10 protein-coding genes are annotated in these 10,791 nt (G+C 43.8%); 3 read left to right on the top strand and 7 right to left on the bottom strand.

The genetic code is table 11. The annotated features are described in order from the left end of the window. Positions 1-208: 208 nt before the first annotated feature. The 6 genes from MHN32_RS10985 to rluD all read right to left on the bottom strand — a co-directional run bounded on the left by MHN32_RS10985 (position 209) and on the right by rluD (position 8,064). Positions 209-817 (bottom strand): transglycosylase SLT domain-containing protein, encoded by a 609-nt coding sequence (locus MHN32_RS10985; protein ID WP_010606683.1) that lies wholly within the window; start codon positions 815-817, stop codon positions 209-211. A gap of 129 nt (positions 818-946) precedes the next feature. After that, the gene (gene gshA, locus MHN32_RS10990) at positions 947-2,524 is read right to left on the bottom strand and encodes a glutamate--cysteine ligase (RefSeq protein ID WP_174169987.1); all 1,578 of its coding nucleotides are present in this window, start codon (positions 2,522-2,524) and stop codon (positions 947-949) included. Positions 2,525-2,639: 115 nt separating this feature from the next. Continuing rightward, positions 2,640-3,575 (bottom strand): NADP-dependent oxidoreductase, encoded by a 936-nt coding sequence (locus MHN32_RS10995; protein ID WP_239421722.1) that lies wholly within the window; start codon positions 3,573-3,575, stop codon positions 2,640-2,642. A 129-nt stretch (positions 3,576-3,704) separates the two neighbouring features. Continuing rightward, positions 3,705-6,278 (bottom strand): ATP-dependent chaperone ClpB, encoded by a 2,574-nt coding sequence (clpB, locus tag MHN32_RS11000; RefSeq protein ID WP_130163731.1) that lies wholly within the window; start codon positions 6,276-6,278, stop codon positions 3,705-3,707. Between the two features lie 90 nt (positions 6,279-6,368). Next, positions 6,369-7,085: a peptidoglycan editing factor PgeF gene (gene pgeF / locus MHN32_RS11005; RefSeq protein ID WP_206473404.1), complete on the bottom strand. Its 717-nt coding sequence runs from the start codon at positions 7,083-7,085 to the stop codon at positions 6,369-6,371. A gap of 1 nt (position 7,086) precedes the next feature. Then, positions 7,087-8,064, bottom strand: a complete 978-nt coding sequence (gene rluD, locus MHN32_RS11010; RefSeq protein WP_010371027.1) for a 23S rRNA pseudouridine(1911/1915/1917) synthase RluD — start codon at positions 8,062-8,064, stop codon at positions 7,087-7,089. A 123-nt stretch (positions 8,065-8,187) separates the two neighbouring features. On the opposite strand from rluD, the gene MHN32_RS11015 reads away from it, so the two are divergent. Next, complete coding sequence (locus MHN32_RS11015) at positions 8,188-8,952, top strand: outer membrane protein assembly factor BamD (protein WP_010371025.1); 765 nt, start codon at positions 8,188-8,190, stop codon at positions 8,950-8,952. Positions 8,953-9,170: 218 nt separating this feature from the next. Here MHN32_RS11015 and glnB read toward each other — a convergent pair whose 3' ends face one another. Then, entirely contained in the window at positions 9,171-9,509 is a 339-nt protein-coding gene (glnB, locus tag MHN32_RS11020) for a nitrogen regulatory protein P-II (RefSeq protein ID WP_010371023.1), read from the bottom strand. A gap of 68 nt (positions 9,510-9,577) precedes the next feature. Here glnB and MHN32_RS11025 point away from each other — a divergent pair, with 68 nt between their 5' ends. Beyond that, positions 9,578-10,183 carry a GspH/FimT family pseudopilin gene (locus MHN32_RS11025; RefSeq protein ID WP_343224390.1) on the top strand — a complete coding sequence of 202 codons (606 nt, stop codon included), beginning with the start codon at positions 9,578-9,580 and terminating at the stop codon, positions 10,181-10,183. A gap of 90 nt (positions 10,184-10,273) precedes the next feature. Continuing rightward, a complete protein-coding gene (locus tag MHN32_RS11030) occupies positions 10,274-10,780 on the top strand; it encodes a GspH/FimT family pseudopilin (RefSeq protein ID WP_239421724.1) in 507 nt (168 codons plus the stop codon). Positions 10,781-10,791: the final 11 nt, after the last annotated feature.

Consider the following 10,791-nt stretch of genomic DNA (forward strand, 5'->3'; position numbering starts at 1 on the left):
TGAATTCAACGCAGTTAGCGCTAAAACTGGCTGCTAGAAAGGCATTAATTATCCGCAGCTCAGGTTATTTAGTTGTTCTAAATGAGAAATTTTTAACGCAGTTAGCGTCAGATTTTATCCTTCAAATTGAGCAAGTATTAAGACTAATTGGTATAACTCTTAAGCAAGTAAACTCAATTGCGGTGTTGAAAGTAACACCGCAATTTCCTCAAGAAAAAATTCGCTCGAACCAGTTCTTATCTAAATCATCTTCACAGCGTTTAAGTTGAACGGCATAGCGCGCAGCTCGATGCTTTACCTTATTTGCGACTTGCATTAACCATTTCTTATTTTTATAAGTGCCACGACGATAACCGCCCCAGCCTTCATGATAATTGAGGTATTGTGCATAAGCGTCCCATTTTGACACGCCGTTTACCTTGTGAGTTTTGTATACGAACCAAGCCATAAAATCGATGGCGTCTTCAAAGTCATCGCGATCTGCACCTGAGTTTCCAGTTTCACGAATATAATCAGACCAAGTCGGAGTTTTGGCTTGAGAGTAGCCATAAGCAGAGCTCACTCTGCCAACAGGAATAAACCACAGGAAATATTCCATAGGAGGAGCCGCATCGTGACGAAAAGAGCTTTCTTGGTACATCATGCTCATCAGTACATGCTTTGGTGAGCCCCATTTTTCTTGAGCATCACGAGCATCATAATACCAATCTTCTTTTTCCTCAAAAATTTTACAAATATCATGAGGTTGTTTAGGTGGTGCAGTAGCACATCCGGATAAAACGGCGACGAGGCTAATTAAAATTAATTTTTTTTGCATTTTTTCGAAACCTAATGAACTTTTACAATTTGCATTGGTCTGAACTTATGAATGCAGCAGTTTAGCATTGTTTCATCCCTGAAATTTATTTGCGCAGCCTTATGGCTGCGCTTTTTTTTGCCTTGTGCATTATGCCCTTGAAAAATAATCGTCAAGGAAAGCCGTGAAGTCTACCGTATCCGCAGCTCTAACCGCAGCCTCATCTTCGAAAGACTGACGTGCAAATGACTTCAGCGTATCTTCATCGTAATAACCATATTTGATATCTTGATGAAGTTGCTTATATTTTTTCGCAAGTTCAATGCCCATTGAGCCTTGTTCTAAGGTACGACTCTTCAGTTGAGATAGCAACTGCCCAGAAAAAGTAAGTGCAGGCGTTTCAATTGACAACATTAATTTTTCCACCGTCGCCACATAGACTGATTGTTCAGTACTCGCATCTAACATTTTTGCGACTTTGAGTAAGTCTGTAAAAATCTCTGTGCCCCACTGTTTCACACTCACAGGCTCACCCGCTTTACTCAGTTCGAGTGCTGTGCAGCGACCTTGGTTAACCACCTGATGTAAATTCTTACCAGCGAGCTTCTGCGCTTCAAACGAAAGTTCAGGGCTTGGCTTTAACAAACAATAGGTTAAGAACACATCGAGGAAGTGGATTTGCTCAAGACTGACACCAGTATGCTCGAATGGGTTAACATCCAGCGCACGAATTTCGATATATTCGATACCACCACGTTCAAGTGCCTGAGTCGGCGTTTCACCAGACTTGGCATTGCGCTTTGGTCTAATTGGCGAGTAGAACTCATTTTCAATTTGTAAAATGTTGCGATTCAGCTGTTTTGGCTCTGCTGCTCGATAGTCTGGAATTTCATGATATAAGTCGGAGCGACAACGAATGGCTTGTCGCAAGCCCGCAATATACTCATCCAGATCGTTATACATCACCTTAAGCGAGCTTTGTGCGCTATTGGTATAACCTAAATCACCCAGTCTAAGCGCCGTGCCATATTCAAGGTAGATGGAGCCATTTTCTAGTTTACTAAATGGCAAGTCGCTCTTTTTGCCTTGCAAAAATGACGGACAAAGCGCAGGAGATGCGCCAAACAGGTAGCTTATCAGCCACATTTCACGTTTGAAATTACGAATTAGGCCTAAATACTGCTGGGAGATAAATGATTGTTGAGGGTTATCATCTTCAGACATCACTTGCAGGCTTTGCCATACGGTCTCTGGAAACGAAATATTGAAGTGCACACCCGCAATGGCCTGCATCATGCTGCCGTAACGGTTTTTTAGCCCTTCACGATATAGGGTTTTCATTTTGCCGATATTAGAAGTGCCAAACTGTGCTAGGACAATATCTTCTTCGTCCTCAATAAAGCATGGCATCGACAAAGGCCACAGTAACTCATCACCCATGTTAGCCAAAGTAAACTTCTGTAGATCAGAAAGTTGCGCTAATGTCTCTTGTGGGTCTTCACTCACTGGAGTGATAAATTCGAGTAGCGACTCAGAAAAATCAGTGGTGATATGACCATTGGTCAGTGCGTGGCCCGTCTTTTCTGGATGCGGTGTTTTCGCTATTTTTCCCGACCCTTGGATCCGCAATGCCTCACGTTCGATACCTCTTTTGATACCTTTGAAAACGCCGCGATGCGCGCCGTCAGACAATAAGTCCAGCTTAGTGTTTAAGTCTAATTGTTTCAAAAATTCTTCCTCGAACCTACAGGCCAATTTCAAGTTTATGGGGTCGAAACCAAATTATACCAAGTGTATTCATTAAATGAGTGATTTAATTTAAATATGGCTACTTTTAGTACACTTAGGCCTTAATAATAACTTTGCCAACATGCTTACCACTTTCCATACAGTGATGAGCCAGCGCAATATCCGCCATCGCAAAGTAATGACTTACGTTTATGCTGATTTTGCCAGCTTGGTACGCCTGATACAAATATTTAAGATCGTCTAAATTACTCGCAACCAACATCCCCTCAGCCCTTACACCCCTTGTCGTGGCTCGCTCACAGACGATTTCTTTGGTGACGCTGGGAATAGTCACTAGGTGCGAATCCGGCTTCATCGAGTCGACACACTGTAATGCAATATCGCCACCAATTAAGTCCAGTAAATCGCATTCAACTTGGTGTTGATAAAATTCGTTATAACTTATTGCCGTTACCTTGAGCTTCGACAACAATTCGTGCTCAGGGCGGGTCGAGACAGCAATAACTTTTCGCCCTTGGAGCTGTGCTAGTTGAATTGCTAAATGCCCCACGCCACCAGTTGGTGCCAATACATATAGTGGACGATTATGATTCGAAAATTTATCTAGCGCTTGTTTTGCAGTAAGACCCGCAAGACAAAGACCTGCAATATCTGGATTTTCTTGCAAAGAAACCTTGATGAGCTCTGACTCAAGCGCCACGACATAATCACTATAGGTTCCGGGGTTACTCGCAAACCCAATCATACCGATGACAAGGTCGCCTACTTTAAATTGGTTATCTGGGCCATAAACCTCAACCACCTCACCATAAAGATCATATCCGAGCGGCAAAAAGGCACCTGCGCCTTTTTGCGCCGCAACATAACCAAGGCCTTGTCTGGTTTTCACTTCAATAGGATTAATACTGGTGCTGTTTACTTTTATGCGCACTTGGTCTGAAGTAAGTGCTGGCAAAGAAATGGTGGTACTACACAGTTGATTGCTATCACCAAATTCGTAGATACCGTAAGTGGTTGACTTATTTATCATGTGCGGCTTTCATTAGAAGACAGTTTGTTATCTTTGTAGAATACGCGAAAGGGTAAGGAGTTTGAAGAAATTTACAGTATGGGAAGGAAAAACGCTCTTACAGTATGACTGTAAGAGCGTTTAGCTATATTAGTGATTGAACACTATCTGATCGTCGACAACCTCGACTTTAATGGTATCGCCAGTCACAAACTTACCTTGTAACAAGTCCTGCGCCAACGGGTTTTCAATGTATTGTTGCACGGCTCGTTTTAGAGGACGGGCACCATATACAGGATCAAATCCGCTTGCAGCGATTTTATCAAGCGCGGCGTCACTGAGCTCAAGCGCAAAGCCTTTTTCAGTTAAGCGTTTACTCAATCTATCTAATTGAATACTCGCAATTTCTTTAATATGTTCATTGATAAGCGGGTGGAACACCACAGTTTCATCAATACGGTTAATAAATTCAGGTCTAAACTGACTAGCGAGCACGCCCATAACACGCTCTTTGAGTGTCGCGTAGTCGTTATTTCCTGCTTGCTCTTGAATGACATCCGACCCCAAGTTCGAGGTCATGATGATCACCGCATTTTTAAAATCAACCGTGCGACCTTGACCATCGGTCAAGCGACCATCGTCCAAGACCTGCAATAAGATATTAAATACATCTGGATGCGCTTTTTCGACCTCATCAAGCAAAATCACAGAATAAGGACGACGCCTTACCGCTTCTGTCAAATAACCGCCTTCCTCGTAGCCAACATAGCCAGGAGGTGCACCAACCAAGCGCGCAACTGAGTGTTTTTCCATAAACTCGGACATATCAATGCGCACCATGGCGTCTTCTGTATCAAACATAAAGTTGGCTAACGCTTTGGTCAGCTCCGTTTTACCGACCCCTGTTGGACCTAAGAACAAAAACGAACCAATTGGGCGATTTGGGTCTGCAAGCCCGGCTCGTGAGCGACGGATAGCGTTGGCAACCGCATTAACGGCTTCGTCTTGCCCAATCACTTTTTTATGGAGCTCGTCTTCCATTTGCAGTAACTTTTCACGCTCACCTTGAAGCATTTTTGCTACCGGGATCCCAGTCCAGCGAGATAAAATTTCTGCAATTTCATCTTCACCCACCTGATTTTTTAAAAGGCTCATTTCCTGCATTTCAGCCTGAGAAGCAAGGTCTAGTTTTCGCTCAAGCTCAGGGATCCGACCGTATTGCAGTTCGGACATGCGTTGCAAGTCACTTGCTCGACGCGCGACTTCTAGATCTAAACGCGCTTGCTCAAGCTCAGCCTTAATCACTTGTGTGCCTTGTAGTGAGGCTTTTTCGGCATTCCACACCTCATCAAGCTCACGATACTCAGCTTCTAATTCATTGATGAGCGTTTGCATCTCAGTGCGACGCTTTTGACTCGCTTCATCTTTCTCTTTTGCCAGCGCGTTATCTTCCAATTTTAGTTGGATGATACGGCGCTCTAGTCTATCTAATTGCTCCGGCTTTGAGTCAATTTGCAGCCGAATTGAAGACCCTGCCTCGTCTATCAAATCGATAGCTTTATCTGGAAGCTGCCGATCTGAGATATAACGATGTGATAAATTAGCCGCAGCGACAATCGCGGGATCGGTAATATCCACCGAGTGGTGCAATTCGTAACGCTCTTTTAAGCCACGTAGAATCGCGATGGTGTCCTCTACGGTTGGCTCTGCAACAAATACTTTTTGGAAACGACGCTCAAGTGCCGCGTCCTTTTCAATATACTGACGATATTCATCGAGCGTGGTCGCCCCCACACAGTGAAGCTCACCACGAGCAAGTGCGGGTTTTAGCATGTTACCTGCATCCATTGCACCGTCGGTCTTGCCAGCCCCTACCATAGTATGGATTTCATCAATAAAGAGAATAACTTGACCTTCTTCTTTAGCCAACTCGTTCAATACCGACTTTAGGCGCTCTTCAAATTCACCACGGTATTTGGCTCCTGCCACCAATGCGCCCATATCCAGCGATAGTACGCGCTTACTTTTCAAACCTTCAGGAACTTCACCGTTGATAATACGCTGCGCGAGCCCCTCAACGATGGCGGTTTTACCAACGCCCGGTTCACCGATAAGTACAGGGTTGTTTTTAGTACGGCGCTGTAGCACTTGAATAGTGCGGCGAATTTCGTCGTCACGGCCAATAACAGGATCAAGCTTACCTTGCTCAGCACGCTCAGTGAGATCGATGGTAAATTTCTCAAGAGCTTGGCGAGTGTCTTCGGCATTAGGGTCATCCACTTTTTGACCCCCTCGAATAGCCTTAATGGCTTGCTCAATCTTTGGCTGGGTGATGTTAAGCGCTTTGAAAATCTCGCCTAATGGGCCTTTATCTTCGCACGCAGCAAAAACAAATAGCTCGCTGGAGATATATTTATCTTTACGCTTTTGTGCATATTTATCACACAGATTGATCAGCGAAATAAGGTTATTTGAAAGCTGTACATCACCACCTACACCTTCTACTTTAAATAGCTTTTCAATGGCTTGTGACAACTTAGTATTAAGCTCGTCGGCGCTCACACCTGCTTGTGCTAATAATGCGCGCACACTCGATCCGCTCTGTTGGAGCAAAGCATACATTAAATGAACAGGTTCAATAAATTGGTGATCGCGCCCAAGCGCTAATGACTGCGCATCGGAAAGCGCAGCTTGGAATTTGCTTGTAAATCTATCTAAACGCATGATTTATTTACCCATATAAAATATCGAATTACCTTATTTATGGGTATTAACTGAACGAAGATCAAGCGTAAAAGTAATAATTTACCCTGATTATTTGCGCCAAATCAAAGTTGCCATACGGCCCGTTGTTTTGTCTCTACGATAGGAAAAATACTGCTCGGACATAGTTACTGTACAGTGTTTATCGCCGTAAAAATTTTTTACACCTTGCTCGCGTAGTAACGATTGTGCAAGCTCGAAAATATCCGCAATATATTTACCGTCTTTTTTGGCAACAAATGCCGTATTTCGTTGCGCCTCAAAAGCCTCTACTACGTCTTCGCCCACCTCGAATGCTCTAGGCCCAATCGCAGGGCCAAACCATACACAGATCTCTTCAGGTGCACAGTTAAACTTAGCCAGTGTTTGCGAGATAATTCCAGCCGCAAGAGGCTTCCAACCACCATGGATAGCGGCCACCTCTTCACCATCTTTTGATGCAAGCAGAATGGGTAAGCAGTCTGCTGTCATGATAGCCAGTGGTGTTTGACGCAATCGAGTGTATAAGGCATCGGCTTGATGGACCTGTGCGATTTCAAACTGCTCGTCGACCACCACCACTTCTGCGCCATGTACTTGCTCAAGCCATACAATCGGGTTGGCCACATAACCATGTAAAATTCGACGGTTTTCGGCTACATGTTCAGCATTATCACCAACATGAAAGGCTAGATTGAAGCTATCATACGGCGGCGCTGAAACACCGCCCTTACGCGTTGTTGATAATGTCCCAACTAATTGGGTTAATGGCCACTGAGCAAGTTGCATCTTATAACGTTAAATCCGGGTTTTCTTTGGTGTCTTCTCTGAGCGCTGCCACCAACTTAATCATATCTTCAGGCACAGGCGCTTCCCATGTCATCTTCTCGCCAGTAATAGGGTGAGCGATACTCAATTTTATAGCATGCAATGCCTGACGTTTAAACTCTCTTAATTGCTCGGTTAATCCTTGAGTTGCATTTCTTGGTGGACGAGGACGGCCGCCATAGAGCTGATCGCCAATTAGTGGGTGATTCAAATACGCCATGTGTACACGAATTTGGTGCGTTCTACCGGTTTCTAGGCGCAGGCGCAATCGCGTGTGTGCTCTGAACTTTTCAGCAACACGGTAATGAGTGATAGCTGGCTTACCCATCTCATGTACTGCCATATGTGTACGCTTGGTTGCGTGACGACCGATTGGCTTTTCAATCATGCCACCTGCGGTCATCGTGCCATTACAGACAGCTTCGTATTCACGTGTGAAGTTTTCACGCGCTTGCAGATTCTTCACCAAGTGCGTTTGTGCTTGAATAGTTTTCGCTACGACCATTAGACCAGTCGTGTCTTTGTCTAGACGGTGTACGATGCCAGCACGTGGCACGTTAATGATTTCTGGGTGATGGTGCAACAGAGCATTTAACACTGTGCCATCTGGGTTACCGGCACCGGGGTGAACCACCAGCCCCATCGGCTTGTTTATCACAAGAATGTCATCATCTTCGTAAACAATGTCTAACTCTATATCTTGCGCTTCGTATTCACGTTGTGCTTCGATAACCGTCTCGATAGCGACACTTTCACCACCAAGTAACTTTTCACGAGGGGTGTTGAATACTTCGCCATCTACGGTGACTTTATCTTCAAGGATCCAAGTTTTTATTCTTGAACGAGAAAAATCCGGGAACAATTGCGCCAATATTTGGTCTAGACGTTTACCACCGAGTTCGACTGGAACCTCCGCTTGGAGGGAAATTTGCTCTGACATCTGAAACTTTACCTAATTTACCAGTGCAAGCCGTGCTCGACTGGGTTAGAATCGTATTAATGCATAGTTTACTCGGTTTTGCCGAGTTGGCCTAGCCGAAGAAAACAAAGGTAGTAAAATAAAATGATTAAAAACTTAAGGACACACGCCTTTAGGCTGGCGTTAGCCGCGTCTGTTTTGGGTTTGGCAGCCTGTTCATCCGCACCAGAACAAGAAGATATTGAGCGCGTACCAAACAAATCCGCCCAAGCGCTTTATGAAGATGCTAAACAAACATTAGATTCAGGTTTATATGCCCGCGCCATTGAATTATTGGGCGCGATTAATGCTCGTTACCCGTTTGGCCCTTATGCAAGACAAGTTCAAATGGACTTAGTCTATGCATATTATCAAACAGGTAACACTGACCAAGCACTTGCCACTATTGATCGTTTTATTCGCTTAAATCCAAATCATAAAGACCTAGACTACATGTACTACATGCGAGGTCTGGTAAGTATTAAAGCTGACGAAAACGCATTCCAAGAATATTTCGGTGTAGACAGAGCCGACCGCGATGCCAATCGCACCCGCGTTGCTTTTCAGGACTTAACCACGCTGGTTAAAAACTACCCAAACAGTCCATATGCACCAGAGGCGAAAAAACGCTTAGTATGGTTACTAAACAAAATGGCTCGTTACGAACTGAGAGTCGCTGAATATTACTTCGAACGTGAAGCATATCTTGCCGCAGCAAACCGTGGCAAATATGTAGTAGAGCACTACTCTCAAAGTAGTTATCTGACCCAAGCTTTTGACATTATGGAAAAAAGCTACCGAAAGCTTGGTCTTCCTGACCTTGCAGATAACGTGAAAAAAGCCAAATCGGTTAACGCACGTAACAAATAAAAAGAGTGCTAAGTCACGATATCACCAATGTCGTGACGCCTCTTTCACCAGTACTCGCCTTCAAGCATTCTACAGCAGTAAAAAATACTTGTTTCCTGTACATAGACATCAGCCGTCAGCGTGTTTTTTTTGATTGTAGTTGTAATAAGGAAGGATTTAGGCTGCCCATAATAGAAGGTAAGCAGCCTTAAAAGGTAAGCATTTGACTGAGCAGCGTATTAAATTGCTTCTTCGTCCTCTTCACCTGTACGGATCCGAACCACACGCTCAACATCGGTCACAAAGATTTTACCGTCACCAATTTTGCCCGTTTGCGCAGTTTTTAGGATAACTTCAATGGCTCTGTCAACGTCTTCATCTGCGGTAACAATATCAAGTTTTACTTTAGGCAAGAAATCTACCATATATTCAGCACCGCGATATAACTCAGTATGACCTTTCTGACGACCAAAACCTTTTACTTCACATACCGTCATACCCGTGATCCCCACATCCGAAAGCGCTTCTCGGACATCATCAAGTTTAAACGGTTTAATTATTGCTTCTATTTTCTTCATGACTATCTCGATTCCTTTGGTATAGCGTCGATTTTAGACAATCCGCTTGCCCAAGGCAAACAAAGACATTGAAAGTTGAAGTGATTTCACGCAATAATATTAATCATAAATTATTACTTTTTGGTTGTGAGGCGGTAATGAAACAATCAGCAGGATTCAATCTACTAGAACTGATGATAACCATCGCTATATTGGCTATCGTGTTGGCCATTTCATTTAGCTTTGATGGCAACCTGCTGCAACGTAACCGAGCAGAGTCCTTCTTACAAGAGTTACAGCGCAATATCGCTTTTGCTCGTGTAAAAGCAACCGCCGCGGACGAAATTGTCATTCTCTGCCCGGCCCCACCAGCAAATATTCAAGCTAGAACCGCATTTACTTGCCAAGATAATTGGGCAACGAACAGAATTAGCGTGTTTGTTGACAGAGATAAAAATGGCACATTTAGTAATGGTGATACTATCCATCGTACGATGGAGGTCGTAGACGATAACGACACTATGGTATTCTCTGGTGACAATCGTCTAAGGTTTGATTCAAGTGGACTCTTAAGTGATTCAAGCGCTGGTAATTTTACCTATTGTCCTGGTAGTGACGACAACAATCAGCAATTGAGTGTTTCAACTGCCGGCACAGCATTATACCGAGGGAATACGACAGATACCTGTGAATAGCCACAAAAATACTAATATCTCGAAGTGCCAATCTTGCCTTTAATATATAAACGACTAGGCTTAAAGAAAATATAATACGAGGCAAAGGATATGCATCGTCACATGGGTTTTTCCCTATTGGAATCTTTAGTGTGTTTGGCGATTATCACCATCGTCAGTTTATTTTCTCTTCCCAGTCTTACGGCTTTATTTCAGTTTGATAAACCAAAAATGAAACTTGAAGCATTGCGGCGAGCCATCAATTTTGCTCGTATTCAGGCTGTTGCAAGCGGTGCAACCGTTACTTTATGCCCACTGAAAAACAATCGCTGCGACGACAAAGAGTGGCACACTCAGTTAACGGTTTTTATCGACTACCGCCCCCAAGGTGAGTTTTCAGACGATGATTATAAGTTAGCGGTTGTAGACTCAGTAGACTCAGGTGACAAGCTCACCTACCCAAGAAACGCCATTATATTTCGTCATTTTGGTCATCTCGCAGGACTCTATAACGGTACTTTTGTCTACTGTAACGCAAGTTCTACTGTGGGATTGTCGTTGTCAGTTAGCTACACAGGGAAAAGCACTCTAAAAGATACTGATGAGTGTCAAAAGTAAATAACCTAAGC

Origin of the sequence: Pseudoalteromonas sp. Of11M-6 (genome assembly GCF_022347905.1) — a bacterium.
GTDB lineage: Bacteria > Pseudomonadota > Gammaproteobacteria > Enterobacterales > Alteromonadaceae > Pseudoalteromonas.

Bases quoted from the DNA above. Each gene is read 5' to 3' on its own strand.
- MHN32_RS10985 (WP_010606683.1), bottom strand. From the start codon at position 817: ATGCAAAAAAAATTAATTTTAATTAGCCTCGTCGCCGTTTTATCCGGA.
- MHN32_RS10995 (WP_239421722.1), bottom strand. From the start codon at position 3,575: ATGATAAATAAGTCAACCACTTACGGTATCTACGAATTTGGTGATAGC.
- clpB (WP_130163731.1), bottom strand. From the start codon at position 6,278: ATGCGTTTAGATAGATTTACAAGCAAATTCCAAGCTGCGCTTTCCGAT.
- pgeF (WP_206473404.1), bottom strand. From the start codon at position 7,085: ATGCAACTTGCTCAGTGGCCATTAACCCAATTAGTTGGGACATTATCA.
- rluD (WP_010371027.1), bottom strand. From the start codon at position 8,064: ATGTCAGAGCAAATTTCCCTCCAAGCGGAGGTTCCAGTCGAACTCGGT.
- MHN32_RS11015 (WP_010371025.1), top strand. From the start codon at position 8,188: ATGATTAAAAACTTAAGGACACACGCCTTTAGGCTGGCGTTAGCCGCG.
- glnB (WP_010371023.1), bottom strand. From the start codon at position 9,509: ATGAAGAAAATAGAAGCAATAATTAAACCGTTTAAACTTGATGATGTC.
- MHN32_RS11030 (WP_239421724.1), top strand. From the start codon at position 10,274: ATGCATCGTCACATGGGTTTTTCCCTATTGGAATCTTTAGTGTGTTTG.